Source organism: Phaeodactylibacter luteus (assembly GCF_007993045.1).
GTDB lineage: Bacteria > Bacteroidota > Bacteroidia > Chitinophagales > Saprospiraceae > Phaeodactylibacter > Phaeodactylibacter luteus.
This window is the reverse complement of the sequence record NZ_VOOR01000063.1, coordinates 1-26,417: the sequence shown is the minus strand read 5'-3', so window position 1 is coordinate 26,417 and position 26,417 is coordinate 1. Positions and strand designations below refer to the sequence as shown.

General features: G+C 53.7%; 17 protein-coding genes. 10 read left to right on the top strand and 7 right to left on the bottom strand.

Going from position 1 to position 26,417, the window contains the following annotated elements; all coding sequences use genetic code 11:
- Window positions 1-116 precede the first annotated feature (116 nt).
- The gene (locus FRY97_RS19545; RefSeq protein WP_147169283.1) at window positions 117-1,721 is read left to right on the top strand and encodes a M1 family metallopeptidase; all 1,605 of its coding nucleotides are present in this window, start codon (window positions 117-119) and stop codon (window positions 1,719-1,721) included.
- A 78-nt stretch (window positions 1,722-1,799) separates the two neighbouring features.
- On the top strand, window positions 1,800-2,669 hold the full coding sequence (gene purU, locus FRY97_RS19540) for a formyltetrahydrofolate deformylase (RefSeq protein ID WP_147169282.1): 870 nt from the start codon (window positions 1,800-1,802) through the stop codon (window positions 2,667-2,669).
- 228 nt (window positions 2,670-2,897) lie between these two features.
- Here the strand turns inward: purU and FRY97_RS19535 are convergent, their stop codons facing one another.
- From FRY97_RS19535 to FRY97_RS19525, 3 genes are all read right to left on the bottom strand, one after another.
- Window positions 2,898-3,323 carry a hypothetical protein gene (locus tag FRY97_RS19535; RefSeq protein WP_147169280.1) on the bottom strand — a complete coding sequence of 142 codons (426 nt, stop codon included), beginning with the start codon at window positions 3,321-3,323 and terminating at the stop codon, window positions 2,898-2,900.
- Window positions 3,324-3,363: 40 nt separating this feature from the next.
- On the bottom strand, window positions 3,364-4,086 hold the full coding sequence (locus tag FRY97_RS19530; RefSeq protein ID WP_147169279.1) for a hypothetical protein: 723 nt from the start codon (window positions 4,084-4,086) through the stop codon (window positions 3,364-3,366).
- Window positions 4,087-4,601: 515 nt separating this feature from the next.
- On the bottom strand, window positions 4,602-5,012 hold the full coding sequence (locus tag FRY97_RS19525) for a response regulator (RefSeq protein ID WP_147169278.1): 411 nt from the start codon (window positions 5,010-5,012) through the stop codon (window positions 4,602-4,604).
- A 671-nt stretch (window positions 5,013-5,683) separates the two neighbouring features.
- Between FRY97_RS19525 and FRY97_RS19520 the strand changes: the two genes are divergently transcribed.
- The 3 genes from FRY97_RS19520 (at window position 5,684) to FRY97_RS19510 (ending at window position 10,877) form a co-directional block, all read left to right on the top strand.
- Window positions 5,684-7,165, top strand: coding sequence for a P-loop NTPase family protein (locus FRY97_RS19520; RefSeq protein ID WP_147169276.1), 1,482 nt, complete (start codon window positions 5,684-5,686; stop codon window positions 7,163-7,165).
- A gap of 495 nt (window positions 7,166-7,660) precedes the next feature.
- Window positions 7,661-8,275, top strand: a complete 615-nt coding sequence (locus FRY97_RS19515; RefSeq protein ID WP_147169275.1) for an L-threonylcarbamoyladenylate synthase — start codon at window positions 7,661-7,663, stop codon at window positions 8,273-8,275.
- A 268-nt stretch (window positions 8,276-8,543) separates the two neighbouring features.
- Entirely contained in the window at window positions 8,544-10,877 is a 2,334-nt protein-coding gene (locus FRY97_RS19510; RefSeq protein ID WP_147169273.1) for a TonB-dependent receptor, read from the top strand.
- A 102-nt stretch (window positions 10,878-10,979) separates the two neighbouring features.
- On the opposite strand, the gene FRY97_RS19505 is transcribed toward FRY97_RS19510, so the two are convergent.
- On the bottom strand, window positions 10,980-12,917 hold the full coding sequence (locus tag FRY97_RS19505; RefSeq protein WP_170254766.1) for a T9SS type A sorting domain-containing protein: 1,938 nt from the start codon (window positions 12,915-12,917) through the stop codon (window positions 10,980-10,982).
- Between the two features lie 77 nt (window positions 12,918-12,994).
- Here FRY97_RS19505 and FRY97_RS19500 point away from each other — a divergent pair, with 77 nt between their 5' ends.
- Window positions 12,995-13,489 (top strand): hypothetical protein, encoded by a 495-nt coding sequence (locus tag FRY97_RS19500; protein WP_246141845.1) that lies wholly within the window; start codon window positions 12,995-12,997, stop codon window positions 13,487-13,489.
- Window positions 13,490-13,574: 85 nt separating this feature from the next.
- Here the strand turns inward: FRY97_RS19500 and msrB are convergent, their stop codons facing one another.
- Entirely contained in the window at window positions 13,575-14,120 is a 546-nt protein-coding gene (gene msrB / locus FRY97_RS19495) for a peptide-methionine (R)-S-oxide reductase MsrB (protein ID WP_147169270.1), read from the bottom strand.
- A 304-nt stretch (window positions 14,121-14,424) separates the two neighbouring features.
- On the opposite strand from msrB, the gene FRY97_RS19490 reads away from it, so the two are divergent.
- Window positions 14,425-15,498 (top strand): DUF6920 family protein, encoded by a 1,074-nt coding sequence (locus FRY97_RS19490; protein WP_147169269.1) that lies wholly within the window; start codon window positions 14,425-14,427, stop codon window positions 15,496-15,498.
- 250 nt (window positions 15,499-15,748) lie between these two features.
- Here the strand turns inward: FRY97_RS19490 and FRY97_RS19485 are convergent, their stop codons facing one another.
- Window positions 15,749-16,369 (bottom strand): hypothetical protein, encoded by a 621-nt coding sequence (locus FRY97_RS19485; protein WP_147169267.1) that lies wholly within the window; start codon window positions 16,367-16,369, stop codon window positions 15,749-15,751.
- Window positions 16,370-16,555: 186 nt separating this feature from the next.
- Here FRY97_RS19485 and FRY97_RS19480 point away from each other — a divergent pair, with 186 nt between their 5' ends.
- A complete protein-coding gene (locus FRY97_RS19480) occupies window positions 16,556-17,413 on the top strand; it encodes a sulfurtransferase (RefSeq protein WP_147169265.1) in 858 nt (285 codons plus the stop codon).
- On the opposite strand, the gene FRY97_RS19475 is transcribed toward FRY97_RS19480, so the two are convergent.
- A complete protein-coding gene (locus FRY97_RS19475; protein ID WP_147169263.1) occupies window positions 17,410-18,117 on the bottom strand; it encodes a hypothetical protein in 708 nt (235 codons plus the stop codon). The two genes, FRY97_RS19480 and FRY97_RS19475, sit on opposite strands and share 4 nt — an antisense overlap.
- Before the next feature lie 821 nt (window positions 18,118-18,938).
- On the opposite strand from FRY97_RS19475, the gene FRY97_RS19470 reads away from it, so the two are divergent.
- Both FRY97_RS19470 and porU2 read left to right on the top strand, forming a co-directional pair.
- The gene (locus FRY97_RS19470; protein ID WP_170254764.1) at window positions 18,939-21,020 is read left to right on the top strand and encodes an HD family phosphohydrolase; all 2,082 of its coding nucleotides are present in this window, start codon (window positions 18,939-18,941) and stop codon (window positions 21,018-21,020) included.
- A 305-nt stretch (window positions 21,021-21,325) separates the two neighbouring features.
- Complete coding sequence (gene porU2 / locus FRY97_RS19465) at window positions 21,326-26,323, top strand: putative type IX secretion system sortase PorU2 (protein ID WP_170254762.1); 4,998 nt, start codon at window positions 21,326-21,328, stop codon at window positions 26,321-26,323.
- Window positions 26,324-26,417: the final 94 nt, after the last annotated feature.

Here is a 26,417-nt window from a genome sequence, read left to right as displayed (position 1 = left end):
TGCCCCGGCAAAGCCAAAGAGAGGCCCGCAGCAATCGCTGCGGGCCTCTTGGTTTTTATGGGCTTCCTGTAAAGCCTGATACTGAACAACTTTGCCTTATATTTGAAATAAAAAAAATGGATAGGCTACTTGGTTTGTTGGCCACCTTGTGTTTGGGCACAATGGCCGTTGCTCAGTCTGCGCTGCCAAGGCTAGGGCAATACGATGTTTTACATTACGATTTTGCCATTTCCTTGTTTGATGGTACAGACCAGATAAAAGGCAAGGCTGGGTTGAAGATGGCCGTCCTGCAGGAGGCAGATACACTGACCTTAGATTTATATGCTATAGACCAAACGGGCAAGGGAATGGGGGTCAAAAAAGTAACAACAGGCACAGGAGACCTATTTTTTCGCCAGTCAGCCCGCAGGCTCCACATTTGGGGCAGCGAGGCCTTTCAGCCCGGGAGCACGGACCTCAGTATAGAATACGAAGGAGTGCCAGCAGACGGCTTGATAATAGGGGAGAACAAGTATGGCAACCGGACTTTTTTTGGCGACAATTGGCCCAATCGCGCACATCATTGGCTGCCCTGCAATGACCATCCCTCTGACAAGGCGACGGTATCCTTTCGGGTGCAGGCCCCGGATGGGTACCAAGTAGTCGGGACAGGAGCGCTTAAGGAAGAGCGCAGCTTGGGGGACGGCCGGCGGGAAACGCATTGGGAGGCCAAAGTGCCAATCCCCACTAAGGTCGCTGTGATAGGCGCGGCTGCTTTTGCTATAGCGCACCAGGGAGAAGCAGCTGGGGTTCCCGTTTCTGCATGGGTTTTCCCAGAGAACAGGAAGGAAGGGTACGCTGATTATGCACCTGCGGCGGCCTGCTTGTCGTTCTTTTCCAATCGGATTGGCCCTTTCCCCTACGAAAAATTGGCCAACGTGCAATCCAAAACCCGCTATGGAGGGATGGAGAATGCCAGCAATATCTTTTACTTTGAAAACTCCGTGACCGGGCTTCAAGATCATGTAGACCTTATTGCACACGAGGTTGCCCATCAGTGGTTTGGCAACAGCGTTTCAGAGGGGAACTGGCACCACATTTGGCTTAGCGAAGGCTTTGCTACCTACGGGGCTAACCTTTTTCTGGAAGAGGCAAATGGCAGAGCACATTTAGAAGAGCGCCTTATATCAGACCGTCAGCGGGTAATCGCTTTTGCCAACCGCTACAGTGCCCCAGTGATAGACACAACGATTACGGACTGGAATAAACTGCTCAACCCCAACGCATACCAGAAAGGAGGTTGGGTGTTGCACATGCTAAGGCGCAAAGTTGGGGAGCAGGAATTCTGGAAGGGGCTACAAGCCTACTATGCAACATACCGTGATGGTAATGCACTGACCATTGATTTTCAGCGTGTTATGGAGGAGGCGTGTGGGTGCAGCCTCAGTTCTTTTTTCCAGCAGTGGCTCTACCTTCCCGGTGTGCCTGAGCTGAAGGTAGAATGGGCCTACCGCTCAAACGGGGAGGTGGTCCTCAAAGTAGCTCAGCAACAGAAGGAGGGGCGCTATGAGTTCCCGCTAGATGTTGAACTGCGCAGTGCCGATGGGCAATCTTACCGCTTTACAGCAGAGGTTTCCGGGGAGGACAGGGAGTACTTGCTGAAACCTGGGTTCCTGCCTGAAAGAATGGCATTGGACCCCGATACCTGGCTTTTGTTTAAAGCGCAGATTGTTGGCCCTTAATCCCTCCCCTTATTGGTAAAAAGTTGCACTTTTGCAGGCTTTACAGCCTTTTGACAGGATTTTTTAAAAGAGACCGCAATGACAAAACATACCGGGCCTACTGCAATTTTGCTCATGCATTGCCCCGATCAGAAAGGCCTAGTGGCCGAAGTGACCGATTTCCTCAACCGGAACAACGGCAATATCCTTTCACTAGATCAGCATGTTGACCGTCAGGCCGACCGTTTTTTTATGAGGATTGAATGGGAGCTCGATGGGTTCAGCATCCCTTCAGATAAGATAGATGAATATTTTGGGACCCTGATCGGGCAGAAATATCAAATGCAGTGGTGGCTGCACCTCAGTACGAGAAAGCCGAGGATGGCCATCTTCGTATCCAAAATGTCGCATTGTCTTTACGATATTTTACAGCGCTGTATGTCTGGCGAATGGGAAGTGGAAATCCCTGTCATCATCAGCAACCACGAAAACCTCAGGTATATTGCAGAACGGTTTGATATCCCGTTCAAGGTGTTCCCTATCACCAAAGCCACCAAGGCAGAACAGGAGCAGCAGGAAATAGACCTGTTGCGGGAGCTTGATGTAGACTTTATCGTATTGGCACGCTATATGCAAGTGCTGTCAGACCAATTCGTAGCACAATTCCCTAATCAGGTCATTAATATCCATCATTCCTTCCTGCCTGCATTCAAAGGGGCTAAGCCTTACCATTCTGCATTCAACCGTGGGGTGAAGGTGATAGGCGCGACTAGCCACTATGTGACCGCAGACTTGGACGAAGGGCCGATCATCGAACAGGATGTCAGGCGGATTTCTCACAAGGATACCGTCAAGGACTTGATCCGCACGGGCAAAGACCTTGAGAAGGTCGTTTTGGCCCGCGCCATTTGGCTGGAGATACAGCATAAGATTTTGGCATACGGCAATAAGACCATTGTATTTGACTAGGACGCAAATCAAAATGTAGGCCAGTGGGCTTTTGGATAGGCCCGGCCTAGCGCTGCGAAGGGGTGGTAAGCCCGATAGGGCCGAGCGGGCAGCGAGCCCCGAAGCATAGCGACCCCTGCTTTCTGGCAGGGGCAGGCCCCTATCCTTGCGGAGGGGGCAGGCCCATCACGCGAAGCAAGCTGGGCAGGCCCTCAGAAACGGCAATATGGTTTGCGCCTTTGGCCAAGCTCACTCGATAAGTGGCATCCCAAGGTACACCTTGATCTCAGGGGAGAGCCTGACTTTGATTTTGACAATGAGAGGGGGGCGCAGCGGCGTGGTTGTCCGCTCGTGCAGGGCGTAAGTCGTTTTGATGGTCGTAAAAACAGAAGTCAGTGCCGCATTGCCCTTGCATTGCGACAATATTTCCTGCAGCCTTTCCGTCGTGAAGTGTTCATGCTGGCCGGTGAGCTCAGCTTCCAAAGCCGGGCTGAGGGCTACGCTTATGGCAAAACTGCTGAGCTCCAGCCCATACCCTTCAAGGCGGGGGAATATGCTGAGCCATTCTTCAATCACTTGAAAGCTACGCTCCTTGGCGCCTTCTCCCAAGTGGGCTGCCTGCTCGCGCAGCGCGTCGGTAGCTTCCTGGAAAGTTTTTTTGATGCGGTCCATCATAGTGTCAACGGGGTTAGGTGGGGGAAGGCAGTGTGGGCGGTTAGCGCCGCCGGAACTTTACAGTACCTTCAAGCCCAGCTTCGCCTGCCATCAAGTCGAGCAAGCTGCGCTCGATAGTCAGGGTCTTTCCGTCCACTACGGCATCCGGGATGTCCGTATGCTTTACCTTGCCTGGAAAATGGTACACTGTTTTATGGGAAGCAGAGCCCAAGAACATCTTCATGAACTGGCCATCCTCTCCCTCAAGCATTTCAGCCTGCCCTTCATCCGCCTTAGCCTCCCTATACAGCTTGTTGCGTTTCCAAGAAAACAAGCCGCCCGGGTTCAGGATGCCTGCACCGCCCAAACCGGCTGAAATACCGCCCAAGCTTTGCCCTTGTTCGCTCAATGCAGTGAAAAAGGTGCTGATCTCTTCCGTTTCTTCGAAGGGGAAGCTGATCTTCATCAGAAAGTCGCCCTTGTCCTGATTGATTTTCATGCTCAGCTCGCCTTTTTGCAGGGGAGAGCCTGCCGGTGCATCTGCGCCCAAGCTGATCAGCGTATCTATGTCAGACAGCATTGCGGAGGCCGCTGCACCTTCCTCCTTAGCCGCTTCTTCAATCATCCCTTTCATCATCGGGTTGGCGAGGAGCTCGCTCATATCCAGGGTCATCGTATAAACGCCCGAACCGTTGCGGTTGAAAAAGACCTCTTCCAAAGTCTCTATGCAGCTAGTCAGGCCCAGAGAAAGGGCTAGCAAAAGAAGGACAGCACTATTTTTCATGGTTCAAATTTTGGCAAAGTTAGGAAAGTTATGCTGCATACCGAAAGTTTTGCCCATGCTCGCCCCACTTCCAGGCATCCCTTCCTTTTGGGGCTTGCCCAGCCTGCTTTGTGGGAGGGGCCTGCCCCTGCCCCAGTGGGCAGGTGCCGCTATGCTGCGGGGCTCGCTATCCGCTCGGCCCTACCGGGCTTAGAGCTAGTTAGGATTTTACTTTTGGAGCGAACGCAGCCAAATTTTGCCCTGATCGAGGCGTGATATATTCAAGAATGGGACAAAGGGCCCCATTCTTGAATCCAATAGCCTTAGCTACGTGACCGAAGAACAAAGAAGAGCAGGACAAAATTCGGCAAGAGCAGCCCGAAGGGTAAAATCCTAAATAGCTCTTACACCCCTTCGCAGCGCTAGGCCGGAGCCATTATGGCGCTAAAGCCTGCGGCGCCCGGGTCTATGCCCCATCAGGATTTGATGGGGCAGGGGCTTAGCAGGGGGATAGCCTCTCTTGCAGGCCCGGCACATCAGGCCTGATCTTTGAAAATAGCAGTTAAGTGTTGCAGTTTCTCGGGGGTCAATGGCTTTATCATAAGGTGGCATATCTCTGGCATTTCTTTGGCTCTGAGGCGGTCGGTGTCCAATTCAGAGCCCGTAAGGAGGATCAGCCGGGTGCCAGCCTTCAAGCTGTCGGGCAGGGCAGCGAAAATCCGTGCAAACTCCCAACCATCCATGCCCGGCATATTCAAGTCGAGGAAGATAAGGTCAGGCCATTGGCTTGCAGGGCTGCCCCTGAGCAGCTCAATGCCTTTCTCCGCTTGCTGGATTGCCGTTATTTCAGTAGCGAAGCCGCTTTCAATCAGCACAAGCCGGTGCAGGAAATTGTCAGCAGGGTTGTCATCAATGAGGAATACGGTCTTTTTTGTGTTTTGCTCCATCTCGAGTTGTGTTCATCAGATCTTTAGCGTTCAAGAAAGGCTTGCCGGAGCCTCCTGCCAAAGAGGCCAGCCCGCTTTTGCAGAGGGTATAGCGGTTGTGTCACGGGCAGCCCTTGGTATGTGTGCAGTATCCGTTAATGCTGATAAAGTGTTAAGATGGGTGACAGTGCCCCGGCCCCAAAAAGGTGCGCATGGCTTTCAGTGGGGGCTGCTGTTTTGGCCCCCTCCTTTTAGAACGTGTTGAGACTTTAGTAATCGGTCTGTCCCGCTAGACAGCGGGACACTTTTTCGCTTATACTTCGCCCCGAAACTTTGGCTAAGCTCCGGTTTTCGGGCCTCGTCTAATCAAAAAATTGCTAGTGCCTTAAGTCATAAATAACTTCAACTTAAGTATCAGAGATTTATGACTTAAGGCACTAGTTTTCGGCTAGGAGACCAAAATCCCAACACGCTCCTAATCCGCTCATTTTAGCGAGGCTATTGCTTAAACAACGCAAGTAGTGGGCGAAGTTCAAAACGGCTAAGCATACACTAGAGCGCACGGGGGCGGTATAAAATTCAAAGTTTGACCAACCATCCCGTTAAAGATACGTTTCATTGCTTTGGCCAGATCATAGTAAGCAAGGGAAGTGCGCTACGCACAGGCTTGTTACACCAAAATTGCAATTTGCATGACTGAAATTACCACATTAGGTGAGCTTCGCGAAAGCGGTTACCGCCCGCGCTCCATCAAAGAGGAATTAAGGGAAAACCTGATCCGGAAACTGCAGTCGGGGGAAAAAGTATTCAAAGGGGTGGTCGGTTTTGATGACACGGTACTCCCCGATATCGAACGTGCGCTGCTTTCCCGTCACAACATCCTACTGTTAGGCCTGAGGGGGCAAGCTAAAACCCGGATTGCCCGCCTTATGGTCCATCTTTTGGACGAATACATGCCGGTCATTGAAGGCACAGAGCTGAACGACGACCCGCTTGCCCCTATTTCCCGCGAAGGCAAAGCTATAGTGGAGGCGCAGGGCGATGCAACACCGGTCGCCTGGGTGCACCGCAATGAGCGGTATATCGAAAAGCTGGCCACGCCAGATGTTAGCGTGGCAGACCTCATCGGCGATGTAGACCCTATCAAAGCTGCAAGCCTCAAGCTGTCTTATGCCGATGAGCGGGTCATACATTTCGGGCTCGTGCCCCGTTCTCACCGCAGCATTTTCGTCATCAATGAGCTGCCAGACCTGCAGCCCCGTATACAGGTGTCCCTTTTCAATATGTTGCAGGAAGGCGATATTCAAATCCGGGGCTTCAAGCTGCGCCTTCCGCTGGACATACAGTTTGTCTTTACGGCCAATCCGGAAGACTATACCAACAGGGGCAGTATCATCACGCCCCTCAAGGACCGGATCGAGAGCCAGATCCTTACCCACTATCCGAAAACCATAGAAATTGCCCGGCAGATCACGAGCCAGGAGGCCAAGCTGGCTGCAGCCCAGCAATCTGCAATAGAAGTGCCCGACTTGTTGGGCATTTTGCTGGAACAAGTTGCCTTTGAAGCCCGGGAAAGCGAGTTTATCGATGAGAAAAGCGGGGTTTCGGCCAGGCTGACCATTAGCGGTTACGAAAACCTCGTCTCTACCGCCGAGCGGCGCATGCTCATCAACCGGGAGCAGAAAGCCCGTGCGCGGATCACCGATTTCTGGGGGGTAGTCCCTGCGGTGACCGGAAAAGTGGAGCTGGTTTACGAAGGCGAGCAGGAAGGCCCGTACGGAGTGGCGGTCAACCTGATTGGCAAGGCCATCAAAAAATCATTTCTTGCGCATTTCCCTAATCCGGACCAATTGAAAAAGGGCCAGGAGAAGGACCCCTACGGTACATTGAGGGCATGGTTCTCTGCCGGCAACGAAGTAGAGCTCCTGAATGATGCCAGCGAAAAGGATTTCCGGGCGGCCCTAGATGGGGTGGCCGGATTGCGGAAGCTGGTTGAAAAGGCTATGGAAATCAAGGGCGAAGAGGCTTATCCGTTTATGGAGCTGGCCCTGCATGGGCTGGCAGAATTCGATATTGTGACCAAGGAAGTCATGGAGTCTGCTTTCTCATTCAGGGATGTGCTGGCTAATATGTTGGATGACGACCTGTTCGATGATGGGGGATTTGACAATTAACGCGGGGTTTCATTCGCTTTGTATAGAACGAAGCGTAAAGCCAAAATATCTGGTGCCTCAAGCCATAAATCCTTGACACCCCAAGTTTCGTTCTTTTCCGCCTACTCTTCGTTAAAGAACCGCTCCTTTAGCTCGGGCTAAAGTCGCGAACCTTCGCCTTGATTAGCCGGAAAATGACTTCAACTTAAGTATCAGAGATTTATGACTTAAGGCACTAGTGCTTTGGATCTAAGCAGCCATTTTGGCACATTTGAAATGCCAGTATAAGGCAGTAAAACCTCGGCAGCGGCTATTGAGCACACGTGTGGAGCGACAGCAAGGCTTCTAACTTTTTCGGAAGCAGTAAGCAAGTTGTTTTGAAGCACGAAGCCAAATAACCTTTAGTTGTTTGGTAGTTCACCCAAATCTGTAGTAATTTACCAGGAGGCTGATTGTCGGTATGGCAGACAGCCTCTTGGCTGTTATGAGCCCAGTAAGAACATAAAAACCAAATATATGCTGCTAAAAATTCATCCTGACAACCCCGAAGGGCGGAAGATCGCCCAGGCGGTGGAGACATTGCAAGGCGGAGGCGTCATTATCTACCCCACAGATACCGTCTACGGTATCGGCTGTGATATCTTCAATGATAAAGCCGTAGACCGGATCTGCAAGCTCAGAGGCCTGGACCCCGTCAAAGCGCGGCTGTCCTTTATTTGCAAAGACATCAGCCAGGTAGCGGAATATGCACAGCAAATCGACAATACCGTTTTCCGCCTGATGAAAAAGCACTTGCCTGGCCCGTTCACCTTTGTGCTCAACTCCAATAATCAGGTGCCGAAGATGTTTAAAAACCGCAAACGGACCATTGGGGTCCGGGTGCCGGACAACAACATCTGCCAGGCGCTCGTGGAGGCACTGGGGCGCCCTATCCTCACGGCCTCCTTGAAAAGCGATGATGAAATCTTGGAGTACTTTACGGATGCAGAGGACATTTACGAAGACTTCAAGAACCAAGTCGATCTGGTCATCGATGGCGGGATAGGCCGCAATCAGCCTTCAACGGTGGTGGATTGTACAGGCGATGAGCCGGTCGTCCTAAGGGAAGGGGCTGGTGTCATTGAGCCTTGACAGCACATTAGTATTTTAGAGCCCGTTTGGGCTTTGTAGGTTATGGCTTAGAAAGCCAAGATTCAGACAGGCTTTAAAACAGGCACAGCGGCACTTCCGGGCACCCGGAGGTGCCGCTGCCATTTGGGCAAAGTTGTACTTGGGTTTCTCCCCGACAAACTGCAAGCTTGGCAGGTCGGGTATCCTGATTATCTTTGTGCCTGCTTAGGCAGCAGCTGCTGCTTAAGTTTCTGGTAAACTACAGCCAAGAATACTGCTAAATACAATCATGAAGCACGCTTTTTTACTCCTTACCTGCCTACTTTTCAGCTTGACCACCCTTAGCGCACAACAAAACGGCGGTACTGTCCGGGGCAATATTTACGATAAGGACTCCGGGGAGCCTATCATTTATGGCAACGTCATTTTGCAAGGTACTAGCATGGGGGCCAATACAGACCTCGATGGCTTTTTTTCCATCACCAACGTGCCGGAAGGCGAGTACACCTTGGTCGCAACCTATCTGGGCTACGACAGCACTTCTGTGCAAGTACAGGTGAAAAAGGGCGGCATTGTTTACGAAAGCCTGCTGATGTCCCCAAGCGGGGTGGAGCTGCAGACCGTCAATGTCTCAGGCCGGCGGGAGCAAGCCCGCTCAGAAGTGAAAGTTTCGCAGCTGCGGGTCACCCCCAAGCAAATCCGCTCCCTGCCTTCTACAGGGGGCGAAGCGGACATTGCTCAGTACCTCCCTGTCTTGCCTGGCATCATCGTTTCAGGCGATCAGGGCGGGCAGTTGTACATCCGGGGCGGCTCCCCTGTCCAAAATAAAATATTGCTGGATGGCATGACCATTTACAACCCTTTCCACTCTATAGGCTTGTTCTCTGTGTTCGAAACGGAAGCTGTGCGCAGTGTGGATGTCCTTACAGGTGGGTTCAACGCAGAGCACGGAGGGCGGATATCTGCCGTAGTGGATATCAAAACCCGCGAAGGCAATAAAAAACGGATGAGCGGGCTGGTCTCGGGCAGCCCCTTTATGACTAAAGCGCTCATCGAAGGGCCTATCAAAAAGCTCGATGAAGACGGGGGCGGGAGCACCTCTTTCATCCTGACCGGCAAGCACTCTTACCTCAATGAGTCTTCGAAAATATTTTACAACTACGCGGTCGACACTACCTTCTTCTCTTTTGCCGCTCAAGATACTTCCCTGTCTGATGTAGGGGACATCGGCTTGCCCTATACTTTCACCGACTTGTACGGCAAGCTGTCGTTCGTTAGCGATAACGGCAGCAAGCTGAACCTTTTTGGCTTTAACTTCACGGACCGTTTCGATTTTGTAGGCTTGGCTAAACTGGATTGGCAGACGGTCGGCGGAGGGGCCAACTTCAGCCTCATCCCTTCCAATTCTAATGTCGTATTGAATGGTACCCTTGCGGTCACCGATTACAAGATCCGTTTGGAGGAAGCAGATGGCAACCCCCGGGAAAGCGGGGTCAACAGCTTTAATGCCAACTTGAATTTCACTTATTTCGGCAACAAAAACCGGTTTGACTACGGCTTTGATTTCACGGGCTTCAATACAGACTTCAGTTTCCGGAACTTTGTGGGGGTCGGTTTTGAGCAGCGGGATTTCACCACCGAGATCGCGGGCTATTTCAAGTACAAGCAGGAGATTGGTAACCTCATCATCGAGCCGGGCATCCGCTTGCAGTACTACGCTTCCCAAAGCGATATGTCTGTTGAGCCCCGCTTCGGCATGAAATACAATATAACCGATTATCTCCGCATCAAGTTTGCCGGCGGCCTGTACTCGCAGAACCTTATCAGTACGGTGAACGACCTGGACGTCGTCAACTTCTTCATCGGTTTCCTCGCTGGCCCGCAAGAACAGTTTTTCAAGCCCGGCAGCAACGAGCCTGTTGACCACCGCCTTCAGAAGTCTGTACATGCTATTGGCGGTGTAGAGATCGACCTTAGCGACAACCTGACGGTGAATGTCGAGCCTTACCTCAAGCGCTTCACTCAGCTGATCAATATCAACCGCAATAAACTCAGCGATTTTGACCCCGATTTCGTTACGGAGACCGGAGATGCTTATGGCATTGACTTCTCCGCCCGTTATGAGGGGCCGAACACCTACCTGTGGGCAACCTATTCCCTTGGCCGGGTGGTCCGGGATGACGGGGAGCAGGAGTACCCGACGATCTTCGACCGGCGCCACAACATCAACTTGCTCGGGGTATATGCCTTTGGCAAAAACAAGAGCTGGGAGGCTAGCTTGCGCTGGAATATGGGCTCTGGCTTCCCTTTCACGCAGACTCAGGGCTTCTACGAACAAAACGATTTTGGCAACCTCATTTTTACAGACATCCTGACGGGCAACTTTGATTTGGGCACTATCCTGACAGAGGAGATCAATGGGGGGAGGCTGCCTTACTACCACCGCCTCGATGCTTCTGTCAAGCGCACTTTCGAGTTTACCAAATATACCAAGCTAGAGGTGACCGCAAGCATTACCAATGTTTACAACCGGGAGAACATCTTTTATGTAGACCGGGTGACCAACAGCAGGGTGAATCAGCTGCCGATCCTCCCTAGCTTGGGCATCCAATTTTCCTTCTAGCCCGCAACGTCTTTGGAAATCACAAGCCCCTGCCGGAAGTTCCTGGCAGGGGCTTGTTGATTGGGGGCAGCCCGGTTCATTTACACCGTTGCGTTTTTGGCTTTACCGCCCAGCCCATTTAAAAGCCATCGACCCCATTTCGTTGGCCACTTGCAACAGGTAAAGCCCGGATGGGAGCATAGGCCAAGAGATATGGCCTGATTGGCCTTGGATTTCCGCCTGCCAAACTTCCTGCCCTGACATATTGACGATCCGCACAGACTCCAGGCTGTACGCAGATTCGACATATAGCAATTGCCCGGCGGCAGCAGGGTTGGGCCCGCCCATTGTTATCGGCGGTGCAGGTGTAGCAGGAGCGGCCGTTGCCACAGGCGCTTCCGGCTCAATGAAAAGGACAAAGCCGTCATGGTCTGAGGCCCGTAGCGGGCTTGAGGTATTATTAGCATAGCCTGTGGTGAAGTCCGCATTCCCCCTGGCGTACTGCATGCCATTGGAGATCAGGCCTGTAAAATTGCCGGTAAGGCAATGGTCAAGGGCTTGGGCGCTGCCATCAAAAACATAAGAATACCGTTGGGGGGCTGGCAGTTTGAGGATTTCCGCCTCGAGCGGCGGCGATACTACCGGAAGGGGCTCGAATTGTGCGCCAAGAGATTCCTGCCCGGAAATCTGGGCGAACACATCCACATAGCCATCCGTAAACTCGAAAGCATTGAAATCGCCCACGACAATCAGGTTGCCATCTTCCTGCAGCTCGGATACCATTTCGGCCACTGAGACCGCCTGCTGATGCCTTTTGTTGCGCACAAAGGCAGAAGTAGAGCCCTCTATGCCAAGGAGCGACCGGATGTGCAGGTTGAGGACCTGCACAGGGGTGGGGGGCGATGTCGGCAGGTTGAACCTCAGCAGGAGGGGCGGTCGGTCGTGCAGCAGCCCGCCACTGAACGTGAACGGCTCATCGGCACCAAGCTGGGCCACTTCCACCCCGCTAAAGTCCTCCCGCACCAGATAACCGGTTTTGAGGTCAAGGTTGGTAGGCAGCAGGTACGCATCGTACTTTGCATCAGGGTGAGCCTGTTCAAGGAAAAAAGCGAGGTTGTTGAGGGCGGACAAGGAGCCGGCTTCCTGAATGGCGACCACATCGGGCACCCGCATTTGGTCGATGATGTAGCGCGCGATCTTTTGGTACTTGGTCTCCGCATTGCTGTTCTCCGCGATCAGGAAGAGCGTATTGAGGCAGCCTATGGTGAATTCGCCATCCGCCTTTTCCCGCACGGGCTGGGCTGCAGGCCCCGGCTCTACAGTGTATGCATCAGGCAGGGCTAGCCAGTAGCCCTCATCGGCTTCTATGATGATGCCGGTAGCCGATATTTGTGCGTTGCTCTCTATAAATCGGTTGTTGGGCGCGTTCAGCCCATTGGGGTCCAGCCAGAAAAGCTCTGGGTTGGTATCGAAAACGGGCAGCCCAGGCAGCCCGGGCGCACTGATGCCCGGCTCCCGGAAAACCCTGTCGGGGCTCATGCGCACCGGCACGACATCTGAACTGCCACTGCTCGGCCCATTGGCAAAGCCTTGGAACTGTATGCGCATGCCTTCTACCCGTTCCAGGCTGTGCGGCACAGTGAAGGCAGGAGAGGGGAAGCTGGAGGAGAAAGCTACCGCTTCGGGCAAAGGAGCCGTCTGCCCTGTCGGGGTGATGATGAGCCCCGGCCCCGCCAATACCGTGAGCCCGTCTTCTTCAAGGACTTGCCCGGTGACGTTCACCACGTCTCCTACCTGCCCAAAATAAGAGTTGGCTACTACTATCGCATCTGAGGTGGAAGGGTCGTTGTCGCTATCCTCTGTACGGGATTGGATGGTGAAAAAGCCATTGCCGCGGGCAGTGACCACGTTGTTCTGTGTCGTCACGGTCTGCCCTACGACAGGGCTGCTAGCCCCTGTGCCCTGTATCTCCCAAATTTGGGTGTTCTGAGCAATTGTGCTGTTTAGAAAAATTCCAAATAAGCAGAGCAGAATTGGAATTCGGAGAGAATATTTTAACATTACTAACATATTGTTGTTCGTAAGACCAACCTGAGGGCAATTGCCCGGCAGGCATTCAGTTTGACTCCAATCAGGATATGAGTATTCCAAAAAGTTCTTTAGCAATAATTGACCGCATCGGCGATCCCGTGATACAGGCGGTATTAACGTTCGGAGGGGCGGTTTTGATCATTTGCCTGGCGAAGGTAATCAATTTGACAGGCTTGATGGACGTCCCACAACGCTTCCCTTGGATGGCAGCCGCCTCGTTCATGCTGGTCTTCGCTATGGGCAACAGCATTTATTCTCTTAGCTGCAGCAATATGCTAAAGTACTGGGGGCGATCGATTTACAGCTATTTGGGGCTGGCGTTTTTATCCGGGGCCGCCGCTTACCTTTTCTCTTCTATGTCAATTGACGAAGCAGGCTCTTACCGCTGGATTTACATCGTCCTGACAATCGGCTATATGGTCTTTCTGGGCATGATGGCGTTTATGCGGCAAATTGTGGATTTTGCACAGCGGGAGGAGTGGAACCACCCACGCATCCGGCAGACGAAAAGCGGCAAGCGGAAACGCCACGGAGAAGACTGACCGGGCTTGGTTTTGCAAGCAGAAAAAACGGGGATGTGCAGTGCGCTCCCCGTTTTTTCGTTCAGCAGCATAGAAAAACCAGGCGTTAGGGCTGTTCATCAAACTTCGCTCCGGGGATAAAATCGAGAGAGACAGAATTGATGCAATAGCGCAGGCCGGTGGGCTCAGGCCCGTCTTCAAACACATGCCCCTGATGCCCGCCGCAGCGCGCGCAGGCTACTTCAGTGCGGGTCATGCCATAGCTGTTGTCCGCCTTCAGGAGCACATTGCCTTCAGTGACCGGGGCCCAGAAGCTAGGCCAGCCTGTACCTGATTTGAATTTCGTTTCAGAGGAGAAAAGGGGGAGCCCACAGCCCGAGCAAGTGTAAATGCCAGCTTGCTTGTTGTCCCAGTATTTTCCGGTGAAAGCCCGTTCTGTGCCGGCTTCCCGTAGTACGTGATAAGCTTGTTCGCTGAGGGCCGCTTTCCATTCCGCCTTGCTCTTTTCTACAGGCGAAAGCTGTTCACCGTTGAGCCCGGTCAGCTCCTGTGGGGGCTTCGGTTGGGCAGTGGGCGCTTGTGTATCCTGCGCCTGCCCGCAGGCAGAGAACAAGAAAACTAGCGCAAGCAGGAGGCTGTTTTTGATATCCATTGCTTTTGAATTTTGATGATTGGTTGTTTTGTAACAAGATTTACGCAATGAGGTTCCTTTTGGTTTGCCATTGGGCTTGATGCGCTGGGGGTTATTGCAGCGCTTTCCCGCCCATGCTGTACCTTCTTCAGGTACTCAGCCTGGCTGAGCTATTTAAAAAGCCTGGGCGGGGTTGCAAACACCCACTTTTTCCTACTTACGGGGCAGAGGCATCAAGCCTGTTGTTGAAAATCAGCTTCAGTGGTTTGCGAAAATCATTGCCCATCAAGGCCGTACGGGCTAGTTTTCCGGAAAATGATCAGTTATGAAGTATCTGGCTATAGCCCTATGGGTATTGCACGGCAGTATTCATTTCATTGGCCTGCCGCCGCTTTGGGGAAAGGCAACAGGCGACAGTGCCCTGATCGGGCCGCACTGGGCTTGGGCATGGGGCTTAGCGGCACTATTGTTGTTGTCTGCCGGCACAGGCTATGCGCTGGGATGGGAAAAGTGGTGGTGGGCCGGCTGTGCAGGGCTGCTGTTGTCACAGTTTTTGATCATTTGGTTTTGGCCTATCGCCCGGTGGGGCACTGCCGTCAATCTGGCCTTGTTCTTGAGCGTGCTGAGCGCGGCGGCAGCAGGCCGCTTTACAGAAAGGGCCCGGGCATTTGAGGCAGCCCTTCGTGCGCGGGCAGTTGAAGAGCAGCCCCTTACGGGAAAGGAGCTGCCGGGGGTGGCAGCCCGTTGGCAGGCTTTTTCCAATGCTGCTGCAGATGCGGCACTATACGGCTTTACGGCCCATCAGCAAGGCCGGATGAGGACAAAGCCAGATGGGAAGTGGATGCCTTTTCGGGCGGAGCAGTTTACTGCTGTCCGGGCACCGGCATTCTCGTGGTCGGTGGCAGTCAGTGCCGGGCCTGGCATAGCATTGCTTGGGCATGATACCTATGCCGGAGGCCAGGGGCACATGCTCATCAGTTTGGGCGGTTTGTTCCCTGTCGTCGACGAGTCTGGGCCCGCTATAGATCAGGGCGCGCTCCTGCGCTTTTTGGCCGAGCTGGTTTGGATGCCACAGGGGGCGGCCCATCCTGGCATCCGCTGGGAAGCTGTTGGCGAATCTCAGGCCAGGGCTGTGATGGCTTACGAAGGGGTAGAAGCTAGTGGGGTTTTCACCTTTTCAAGCGAGGGCGCTTTTCAGCGTTTTGAGGCAGACCGGTACTACACGCAACCGGGGGGCGCAGTGCTCCGCCCATGGCTGGTGGAGGCGGCCCCGCAGAGCTACAAAGTGATCGGGGGAGCCTATCTGCCTACCCGGTTGCAGATCACCTGGAAGCTTGAGGAGGGGGATTTCCTTTGGTACGAAGTGGAGCTCACTGCCTTTGAGTACGATAGGATTTGATGGGCTTTGGCATCGCAGTATTGGCTGCACGGCCCGCTTCGCTTACGGCTGATGGGATAAAGAGCTGGTTGGGTTATGATGGCAGGCCTTCCAATGCATTGGCCTAGCGCTGCGAAGGGGCGGCAGGCCCGATAGGGCCGAGCGGACAGCGAGCCCCGCAGCATAGCGGCACCTGCCGTTGGGCAGGGGCAGGCCCCAAAGCGCAATCAGGTACGGGCAAGCCAAACGTTGTGCAGCGGCTAGGGGGCGGTTATATTCCGAAATGGATAGGGTGGCGCGAATTGAATGCCTGGATGAACGCTGGCAGTTTTTCTGCCCGCTTGCCTGGCGCAGTTTTGTACTTTTCAAAAAGTACAGCGTCCTTTTGCAATAGTTTTTCAACCTTCCTGGGCTTGCATTTGAAGAAGCCCCCGGTTTCAAAGTCGAGGATATAGAGCTGCCCGTCCCCGGCTTTGCGTTCTGCCTGGTACTGCTCGCCCGGGTTGATGAAAGAAGAATAGGTATCTACCTGGCCGACTTCGCGCAGCACACAGATGGCGCCGATGGTTTCGAATTGGTAGGACTGCCCGTAGAACATGGTGCTGTCTCCGGGGGAGTAGCCAAAAACATCGTCTGGGCTGAGGTAGACAATGGCATTGTTTTCTGGATAGCGGAAAGTGCCCTGGGCAAAAAGATATTGGAAAAAACGCTGGTGCTCAGGGTCTATGTCTACGATGATGTCTTTGGGCTTGACCGGGGCCTGAGCTTTCCAGGATGCGAGGGTAGGGTAGACCCCGCGCTCGAACTGGAAGCCAGGCTGGTAGGCTTCCTGTGCAGTGGCAGTGGCTGCGGCCAGCAGGAGGAGCAGGATGGGGAGGCAGTAGCGTCTCATGGCAAGCGGTATGGTTTATGATGATTGCGTGCCTTTGAAAACGAAAGGAGGGGCGAGAATGTTGGGCCAGGGCGGGGGCGAAACTGACAAAAGTAGTGGGTAGAGTTCCGTAAATACCCTAATTTGAGGCGGGCTCCGGTTTTTGCCCGGCAGCCCGGGAATTTGAAAGCTATAAACAAAAATCAAATGTTCAGAACCATCATCAGCCCGGAAGAACTCCATGAAAAGCTCAACCGGCAGACTTGGGTAATTGTGGATTGCCGGTACAGCTTAGGAGACCCCGAGGCCGGGGCGCGCGCTTATGCAGAGGGGCACATCCCTGGTGCCTGCTTTGCTCATTTGGACAAAGACCTTTCCGGGAAAATTGTGCCGGGAGAGACTGGCCGGCACCCGCTGCCATCAATTGTGAAGCTGACCCAGCGCTTTTCCAGCTGGGGCATAGGAGAAGGGGTGCAGGTAGTCGCCTACGACGACCGTTCCGGGGCCATTGCGGCACGCCTTTGGTGGCTGCTGCGCTGGCTTGGGCACGATGCCGTGGCCGTATTGGACGGGGGCTGGCGTGCATGGACAGGCCAAGGGCTGCCTGTAGAGCATGGGCATGAAGCCAAAGGCCCTCGGGTGTTCAAGCCCAACCAAAGAGAAGGCTGGGTGGTGGAAGCAGATGAGATCTTAAGCCGTATGGGGGCAGAGGATTTCCTGCTCGTCGATTCAAGGGGCCGGGAGCGCTACCTGGGCGAAGACGAGCCTATCGACCCGGTGGCGGGGCACATCCCCGGGGCTAAAAACTTCCCGCATACCGATCTGGTGGAGCCGGGGGGCACTTGGCTCAGCTCAGAAGAGCTCGAGCAGCGGTTTGATGCCCTGCTCGAAAATGACGAGGCGGATGATGTGGTCTTTTATTGCGGATCTGGAGTGACCGCCTGCCGCAACCTACTGGCTTACCACCATGCTTCTTTAGGGGACGCCCGCCTGTACCCTGGCTCTTGGAGCCATTGGATCACAGACGCCAGCCGGCCGGTCGCAAGAGGGGAGGAGAGGGGCTAAGCTTTGCCCGCTTCTTTTTCCCGTTCTTTGCGGGCTTTTTTCTGGTCGTTATTGCTTTCGTAAATGCAATAGTTCTCGTACTTGACGGGGTCTTTTTCAGCCCAGATGTCTTTGCCGATGTTGCACAGGGTAATGAGCTCATCGTATAGCTTGTTGCCCTGTTCAACCCGCCTCTCCACCGAAATGTCGCGGTCCGCCACTTTATCCTGCTGTATGTTGACCGCCCGCTCGAAGTCGCGGGTAGCTTCGGATACCCTCCGGATGACATTTTCGTTCACACCGGTTTCTGCCAGGAAATCAAGCTGCTGCCGGGCTACCCGGACCACCCGGCGCCCACAGAAAATCAGCTGCGCATCGGTCATATCCCCCATTTTTGCAGTCCCGAACTTGCGGTAGCGCCCGCTGCGGTTGCTGTATTTTATCGCCACACGCGTCATCAGGCTGCGGATTGCCGACTTAAGGGCCTCTGCGGCTTTGTATTTTTTCTCTGTAGTCACCATCTGATCGCCAAGCAGCTCTTCGTCATCGGGCAGGGCGCTGAACTTATCGCACAGGGCTTTGAAGGCCCGGAGCCGCTCAAGGATATAGCCGTACTCCTCAAACTGAGCCATGTCGCGGTGGGCATATTTGATGCGCTCCATGCACTGCAGGTACAGATCTGCATCGGGGAAGTTGTACTGCCGGTTAGACGATTGCTTTTTCATTATCCCTTTTTTGATGACATAACGAAAATATAACCTTAATCTGGTAAAAACAAGATTGTGCTGGATAAAATTTATTGGTTTTATCTGTAAGTATATTTTACTCAGTCAGAAAAATCTTTCGATTGGCATCCAGAAAAGCAAAAGAGGGCTATAAGCGGAAGGCAAAAAGCCCAGCCTGTCCGCAGAAGGGGCACCGGCGACCGTTTTCTAACCCTTTGCGGCCACAGGCGGCAAAAACTCAGCCGTTGGCTAGAGCAGTCATGCTGGCTTTGATTATTGCCCTATTTTTACGCCAACGACAATCATAATCTTTTGAAAAGCGGTACGCCGCAGTGTTTTACATAAGTTTTCAGCCGCCGCTGACATCTGCCTGACAGATTGTAATCCATTACTGTTTGAAGGGAAATTCCATGAACATGATCCGAATCAGGATAGGCGGCAATGACAGACAGCAGGGATAGCTGCTGCTGCAACAAACCCCGGTTCAACCACCGGTTTTCGCCAAAAGCCGAATAGCAAGACCTGCTGTCCGGCTTTTTTTTTGGGGCCTGCCCCTGCCTGCCGGCAGGGAGCCGCTATGCTGCGGGGCTCGCTGTCCGCTCGGCCCCTCGCCCTACAGGCATCGGGTCTGGCCTTCGGCCACCCCTCCGCAGCGCTAGGCCAATGCCAGGCTATAAAGCCCGGAAAAGCATAAACACCTGCGGCATTTTGGCCCACGCCCGTTGTGCCGGTGGAGGGCAGGCGGCAGCCCAGTCCAATAAGCCCTGCGTTATCGCTCTTGCCTTATGCCGTTGTTGCGCTCAGAATCTTATATTTGTAGGATGAGCGCATGGAAAACAACAATAGAAGGGCTGCCCACGCTGGTGAAGTACCTGATGGTCGCAGGGGTGGTCGCCTTCATCAGCCTATTGTTCCCGAATAATGTCAAATTCAAATACGAGTTTGACAAAGGGCAGAAGTGGCGGTACGAAGACCTGCGGGCCCCATTTGATTTTGCCATCCTAAAGCCAGAAGCGGAGCTAAAAGCCGAGCAGCAGCAGATACGGGAACAGTTTTCGCCGGTTTATGAATACGACCTGTCTGCCAGCAAGGCGCGGGCAGCGGCTTTTCAGCAAGCCTTTGATGCGCAGCTTTCGGAGATCAGCGGGCAGGAGGTCTTCCCGGATGCGGTAAGCCGCCCTGGGCCGTACCGTGATTATGCAATGGGCTTCCTGAGCCGAGCGCTTGACCGGGGGATTGCGCAGATCAGCGCGGAGCATGAAGCGCGCCCGCCCGATTTTGTGGTCAGCGTGCTCAAAGGCAATACTGCCCACCCGCAGACCATAGACAACCTGACGACCCTGGCCGAGGCCCAGGCTATGCTTTCTGATTCCCTGCCGGCGAGCGGGCTCCCCGATTCTGATTTCCTGTACGCGCTCATGGAGCGCGCCTTGCAGCCCAATGTTTTCTACAACGACAGCCTCAGCCGGAGCCTGCTGCAACAGGAGCTTTCGCAGATCGGCAAGTACAGGGGGCGCATCTCTAAAGGTGACCTGATCGTCACGGAGGGGGGCTATATCACAGAAGAGATCTACCTCAAGCTGCTGTCTTTTAAAGAGAAGTACCGGGAGGAAGTGACGGAGGAGCAATCCTACAGCGGTGTCCTTATCGGGTACGCCCTGCTTTCGACCCTTATCATCGGGATTTTTTTGCTGTACGTCCGGCTGTTCGCCACGCAAGTGTTCTCCCGTTTCAACAAGCTGGTCTTCATACTGCTGTGGCTGGTGGCGTTCAGCTACCTGGTGTACGGGGTAGAGCAGGTGACCTTGCTGAGCACCTACATGATCCCATTCTGCATCGTGCCCATCGTCATCAAGAATTTTTACGACGAGCAGCTGGCCCTGTTCACGCACATCGTTGTCGTGCTGTTGGCGAGTTTCCTCACCACCCTGGGCTACGAGTTCACCTTTTTGCAGCTGTTGGCGGGCATTGTCGTACTGCTTGCCGATGTCGACACCCGCGACTGGTCGCGTTTTTTTTACTCCATCTTCTTTATTTTTCTGGTATACGCCCTAGGCTATACCGGGCTCTCCCTCATTCAGGAAGGCAATTACCAGGACATCAATTGGCGGGTCATGTCGTGGCTGGCCATCAGCGCTTTCATGACCCTGCTCGCCTATCCGCTCATCCCTCTGCTCGAGCGTTTTTTTGGCTTCACCTCTGCCATCACACTGGTGGAGCTATCAGATATGAACCGCCCGCTGTTGCGGGAGCTGGCGACCAAAGCCCCGGGCACGCTGCAGCATTCGCTTCAGGTGGCCAACCTGGCAGAAGAGGCCGCCCGTCAGATTGGGGCAGACCATCTGCTGGTGAAAGTAGCTGCCCTGTACCACGATGTGGGCAAAACGCTGCAGCCGGCCTACTTTATTGAGAATCAGGGCGGGAAAAGCCCCCACCTTGAGATCTCCGATAAGGAGAGCGCCCGCATCATCATCAGCCATGTGACCGAAGGGGTGAAGATGGCTAAAAAAGCCCGCCTGCCGGGCGTCCTTATCGACTTCATCCGGTCGCATCATGGCACAACCCGTACCGAGTATTTTTACCGTAATTATATCAAAGAGCACCCGGAAGAAAAGGTAGACGAAGCGCAGTTCCGCTACCCTGGCCCCAAGCCCGTATCGAAGGAAGAGACCATACTGATGATTGCGGACAGCGTGGAGGCGGCTTGCAAGAGCCTCAAGCAGCCTACTGAGGATAGCCTGAACGAGCTGATCGAGAAGATTGTAGCTGGCAAAATCGCGATGGGGCAGCTTGAGTCGTCCCAGCTGAGTTTTGAAGAGCTCGAGATCTGCAAGCAGGTGTTCAAGCAGCTGATGCGGTCGGTACACCACGTGCGCATTGCGTACCCCGAGGAGGAGGAATGACCTTTGGGGGGGGCGTAAACCAAAATGTCGCTAGTGTTCAACCTTGTAGGCTTTAGGATGGAGCCGGCCTAGCGCTGCGCAGGGGTGTCAAGCCCGATAGGGCCGAGCGGACAGCGAGCCCCGGAGCATAGCGGCACCTGCCGGCAGGCAGGGGCAGGCCCCCAAAAAAGCGACAATCTGGTTTGCGCCCCTTTGGGGATGCCAGCCGTAGGCAAAATTCGGCCAGGCAGGGCTTGGCAGCCTATCCGTTTGGCCCTTATCTTTGGGCAGCCCCAAAAGGATACGAACAAGTGATGCACAAAGCTATGAGGAAAAATACATGCTATTTATTGTTGTGCCTCCTGCTGCAGGCGGGCCTGGCTTCCGCTCAAATGTGGAACGGGCAGGATACCCTGTACGGCTTGGAATGGATAGCGCCGGGGCAGAGCTACTACCGCATCCCCGTTGTTGAAGAAGGGCTGCACCGCATCTCCTACGCACAGCTGCAGTCGGCTGGCCTGCCGGCTGCAAGCCTTGGTGGCGGGCAATATCAGCTGTGGTGCCGGGGAGAGGAAGCCCCGCTCTTCGTCTCCTCAGCAGACGCCCCCTTGCCCACAGATGGCTACCTTGAATTTTGGGGCGCGCCCAACCGGGGCGAGCTCGACGCCTACCTCTACGAAGACCCCGCTGCCCGCCTCAACCCCGAGTACAGCCTGGTGACCGATACGGCTTACTACTTCCTGACCTGGGTAGAGCCCGGCACGCCCACCGCCCGCATAGCTGCAGCTGACCACGCTGGACAAACCGGCCTGGCGCCCGAGCCCTGGTACTGGGCAGAAGCCTGGCATTTGCCGCAAGGCACCTTGTCCAAGCAGTCTGTACGCTACTACTATGGCTCCAACAGCAGCATTGAGCTCACCTACAGCCGTTACCTTTGCGATGGCTTTACGGAGGGCTTCAAGAAAGATCAGACGGTAGTTTTCGATCCGGGCGAGGTATATGCGCCCGGCCCGGACGCCGCCCTAGATTTCCCCTTCCTCTCCAATGCCGCTGCTGCGGTGCATCAGTTCGAGCTTTTGGCTAACGGGCAGCTCGTATGGGCCGATACCATTGCCGGCTCCAAGTTTTTCCGGTATACCGGGGCGTTCCCTGCAGCAGCGCTGAGCAGCGGGCTGTCCCTTCAGCTGGAAGGCACAAACGGCAATAACGACCGGTATGCCGTTGGGGCAGCGGTGCTGCGCTACCCCCGCAGGTTTGTGCTCAACGGGCTGAGCTGGGAGCGGCTGTCCCTGCCCAATGCCCCCGGCCCGAGGCTGGTGGAGGCAGAAGGGGCAGGCAGTGCGCCAGTGGTGATGTACGATCTTAGCCGGAGGGAGCGCTTGCTGTCTGTGCCTACAGATGGGCTGCAGCGCTGGCACCTTGGCAGTGCCGCTGGCGAGCGGGAGCTGCGCATAGACTTTTCCCCTGCTGTGGCGGCAGCCCTTGAACCGGTGGCCATCCCGCAGCTGGATGACGCCCTGGAAGCGGACTTCCTCATCATTTCCCATGAGCGTTTGCGGGGCGGCAGTACAGACTGGGTGCAGGCTTACGCCGATTACCGGTCTTCCGCAGCTGGCGGCGGGTACTCGGTTGCGGTCTTGGACGTGGGCGGGCTCTACGATATTTTTGGGTATGGGGTGCAGCGCCACCCTCAGGCCATCCGCAATGCCGTGAACTACCTGCTCAAGGAAGGGCAAGGCCTGGCGTACCTTTTTCTAGTCGGCAAGGCACAGGAATACCCTGCTGTGCGCAGTGGCAACAACCTGACGGATGCCATAGCCGAAGGCCGGATGCTTGTGCCGTCTTTTGGCTTCCCGGCCAGCGACAACCTTTTGGTGAGCAGGGCAGGCCGCCGTGTAGCCGCCGTCCCGGTAGGGCGTCTGCCGGCTACCGTGCCCGACGAGGTCAGGGTTTATCTGGAAAAGGTGCAAGCGCTAGAAGCGCAGGGCAGCAGCCCGCAGACGCTAGCGGGCAGAGGCTGGATGAAGCGTTTCATCCACTTGGGCGGGGGCAGCAGCGTATCAGAGCGGCAGTCGATCCGGAATGCACTCGCCAGCATGCAGAACCGGGTGGAGCTCAACCGTATAGGCGCTCAGGTGGCTGCTTTCTCCAAGTTGACAGACGAGCCCCTCGAAGCTTCCCTGACCGATCAGATTTTTGAGAACATCAACGACGGGGCTGCCGTGCTGACGTTCTTTGGGCACTCCTCCCCGGGCACTTTCGATTTCAACATCGACGACCCTGCGAGCTATCAGAATGTCGGGAAAACACCCCTGATGCTGTCTTTGGGCTGTTATTCGGGCAACATCTTCACTAGTGGGAAGAGCATAGGGGAGCGGTTTGTCTTTTTGGAAGGGCGCGGGGCAATCGCGTTCGCGGCCAGCCGGGGCCTCGGTTTCATCTCTTCCCTGACCGGCCTGGGCAACTCCATTTACACCCATGCCGGCGGCAGTTTGTACGATAAAGGGCTCGGGGATTGGATACTGCAGGGGCTGACAGATTACGAAGGCACTAGCTTTGCCCCCACGGCGACTATGGTAGAACAGTTTTCCCTGCAAGGGGACCCTGCTATCCGTCTGCACCCGGCACCTGGCCCGGACTTGGTCTTTGACCCCGCTTCGGTACAGGCCGACCGCAGGGTCATCACGGCACAAGAGGCGAGCTTCGAGCTCTCTTTCGACATCGTCAATATCGGGGAGAACCTCCGGGACTCCATCAGCCTGTCGATCGTGCACCGCCTGCCGGACGGAGAAGAGCGGCCCCTGCCCATTGCCCGGGCCTGGCACGAGGGCTTCCGGCAGGCTTACCGTTTTGCCCTCCCGGTGACCGGCCCCGAAATGGTAGGGGAGAACCGCTACGACCTGCGCCTCGATACGGATGAGGAAATTGCAGAGCAGCCCCCCGCTGCAGAGGGCAACAACCTGCTGCCCGACTTCCGGGTGGTGGTGACGGATAATACGGCGCGGGCGGTGTGGCCGCCGGAGTTTGCCGTGGTGAACAGTACACCGGTTGCCCTGAGCGCTTCTACAACGGACGCGCTAGCCGCCGAGCGGGCCTACCTTTTTCAAATCGATACAGCCTATACTTTCGACAGCCCCTGGCGCCGAGAGCAGCGCATCACTCAGCGTGGAGGCCTATTGCAATGGTCGCCCAGCCTCCAATGGAGCGATAGCACAGTTTATTATTGGCGGGTAAGCCCCGATAGTGTAGATACAGGATTAGGGTATACTTGGTCTTCCCGTTCCTTTACTTTTATTGAAGGCGGGGAGGAAGGCTGGCGTCAAGGGGCGTTTGGGCAGATGATTGATGGCAATAGCTTTGATCGAGTGAGAGTGGATTCATCAAACTTGGCTTTAGAATTCAGCGAAGATTTCATCAGCCTAAGGATTAAAAACAAGGTGTTTAATATCTCGGCTGGAGATGATAGGCCAAATGGATTTATCAATGGATCGAGGTGGAGCGATTTTTTCAGGTGGGAGGCACAGGAATCCATCAATATTACCGTTTTTGACACAGAAGGTCGAATCGTATGGAATCCGAAACCTGGACAGTATGGTAGTCTAAACAATACTGCATCGAAGGAGATTGCCAATTTTGCTTTTAGGGTGCAAACACCTGCAGAACGGGATAGTATTATCTATTTCTTAACTGATATTGTACAACCCGGCTATACAGTGTTTTTATATCCTGCAATCCGCCAATTAGGACAAAACCTAAACGTGGTAGAGTGGGCGGCCGACTCAATTACAAGGGGAGATGGCATCAATTTATTTAACTTGATTGAGGCAGAAGGAGGGGCGGATTTTCGGAGTCTGCAAAGTGAGATGAGGCCGTATTTGATTGTCTTCAAAAAGGGTGGAGGTGTAATTTTTGAAGAGGTGTCAGATACTCCAACAGGTGAGGTAGATTATACTTATGGCGTGCCTGGTAATTGGTTTGAAGGTAAGATGAGAAGTGTAGTTATAGGCCCATCCAAACAATGGGGTTCCTTTAGTTGGAGTGTGAGTTTAGAAGAGCCTTCTGATACTGCTGGGATAAGTCTATACCTTATCGATACACTGAGCAATACAGAATTATTCCTTGAGAGCATAGATAGTTTCAATTTTGATTTATCGGGGATAAATGCGGATGTTTATCCGTACTTGCAGTTGGAATATGATGCATTTGACATTAATACAACAATGCCACAGTTAGATTATTGGAGCTGTAATTTTGAAGGGCGATCAGAAGCCGCACTTTTTGCAGAGGGCAATTATTCGTTTTATCAAGATACCCTACAACAAGGCGATACCCTTAAGGCGTTGATTTCGGGCGCTATTTTCCCGATGCGGCAAGATTCAGTATTGTTTGATTATCAGGTTTATGGACCAGAAGGTCAAGTTTTGGTTAATGGAAGTGAGGTGGTTGTTTCTGATCAAAGTGGTTACTTTGAATGGGCGTTTCAACAGTCCACGGTTAATTTATTAGGTACTAATGAATTAAGGATTGAGCTCCGGCCCATTGATTTTAGTGACATTAATAGGCTTAACAATACAGTCAGCTGGTTCTTTGATGTAATTAAAGACCCGCTAAATCCAGTGCTGAATGTAACTTTTGATGGTAGAAGGATACAAAATGGGGAGTTAGTTAGCCCTCAGCCTTTGATTCAGATCGATCTCCAAGATGAAAATAAATTTCTGCTATTAAACGATACTAATGTAATTTCCTTGGAGCTAGTCTTTCCTGATGGAAAAAGAACGACAGTTAGCATGAGTGATCCAAGAGTGGAGTTTGCTCCAGCGGGGAGTAGTTCTGAGAATGTTGCACGTATTTTCTTCCGGCCAGAGTTTGTTGCAAGTGGTGTATATAAACTCATTATTTCTGGTACAGATGTTACAGGAAATGAAGCAGGTCGGCAAGCACTAGAAGTATCTTTTGAGGTGATACTGGAAACATCGGTTTCGAATGTGTTGCCCTATCCTAACCCCTTTAGTACTTCTACGCAGTTTGTGTATACTTTGACTGGGCAAGCGCTGCCAAAAGAATTTAGAGTGCAAATCTATACTGTATCAGGGAGGCTAGTAAGGGATGTCCCTTTGCACGAGGTAGAGGTACTTCAGTTCGGAACGCATCGAACTGAATTTGCATGGGATGGTACAGATGAATATGGAGATCAACTAGCTAATGGTGTTTATCTGTACAGGGTGAAAGTGACGGATTGGGATGGGAAAAGCTATGAGGGGTTTGAGCAATCTATAGACAAGTTTTTTAGGCAAGGATTTGGTAAGATTGTGTTGTTGAGGTGATTGAGGCTTTACTTTATTTGTTTCCATTTTGGTGATACTTGAAATGCTCCCCAATATCCTTCATAAATAGTACCATCTTTAGTTTTATTTCCTA

Coding starts and splice junctions, on each gene's coding strand:
- FRY97_RS19475 (WP_147169263.1), bottom strand. CDS start 18,117: ATGAAAAAGCAATCGTCTAACCGGCAGTACAACTTCCCCGATGCAGAT.
- FRY97_RS19470 (WP_170254764.1), top strand. CDS start 18,939: ATGAGCGCATGGAAAACAACAATAGAAGGGCTGCCCACGCTGGTGAAG.
- msrB (WP_147169270.1), bottom strand. CDS start 14,120: ATGGATATCAAAAACAGCCTCCTGCTTGCGCTAGTTTTCTTGTTCTCT.
- FRY97_RS19525 (WP_147169278.1), bottom strand. CDS start 5,012: ATGGAGCAAAACACAAAAAAGACCGTATTCCTCATTGATGACAACCCT.
- FRY97_RS19480 (WP_147169265.1), top strand. CDS start 16,556: ATGTTCAGAACCATCATCAGCCCGGAAGAACTCCATGAAAAGCTCAAC.
- FRY97_RS19530 (WP_147169279.1), bottom strand. CDS start 4,086: ATGAAAAATAGTGCTGTCCTTCTTTTGCTAGCCCTTTCTCTGGGCCTG.
- FRY97_RS19520 (WP_147169276.1), top strand. CDS start 5,684: ATGACTGAAATTACCACATTAGGTGAGCTTCGCGAAAGCGGTTACCGC.
- FRY97_RS19535 (WP_147169280.1), bottom strand. CDS start 3,323: ATGATGGACCGCATCAAAAAAACTTTCCAGGAAGCTACCGACGCGCTG.
- FRY97_RS19490 (WP_147169269.1), top strand. CDS start 14,425: ATGAAGTATCTGGCTATAGCCCTATGGGTATTGCACGGCAGTATTCAT.
- purU (WP_147169282.1), top strand. CDS start 1,800: ATGACAAAACATACCGGGCCTACTGCAATTTTGCTCATGCATTGCCCC.
- porU2 (WP_170254762.1), top strand. CDS start 21,326: ATGAGGAAAAATACATGCTATTTATTGTTGTGCCTCCTGCTGCAGGCG.
- FRY97_RS19485 (WP_147169267.1), bottom strand. CDS start 16,369: ATGAGACGCTACTGCCTCCCCATCCTGCTCCTCCTGCTGGCCGCAGCC.
- FRY97_RS19510 (WP_147169273.1), top strand. CDS start 8,544: ATGAAGCACGCTTTTTTACTCCTTACCTGCCTACTTTTCAGCTTGACC.
- FRY97_RS19515 (WP_147169275.1), top strand. CDS start 7,661: ATGCTGCTAAAAATTCATCCTGACAACCCCGAAGGGCGGAAGATCGCC.
- FRY97_RS19545 (WP_147169283.1), top strand. CDS start 117: ATGGATAGGCTACTTGGTTTGTTGGCCACCTTGTGTTTGGGCACAATG.
- FRY97_RS19500 (WP_246141845.1), top strand. CDS start 12,995: ATGAGTATTCCAAAAAGTTCTTTAGCAATAATTGACCGCATCGGCGAT.
- FRY97_RS19505 (WP_170254766.1), bottom strand. CDS start 12,917: ATGTTAAAATATTCTCTCCGAATTCCAATTCTGCTCTGCTTATTTGGA.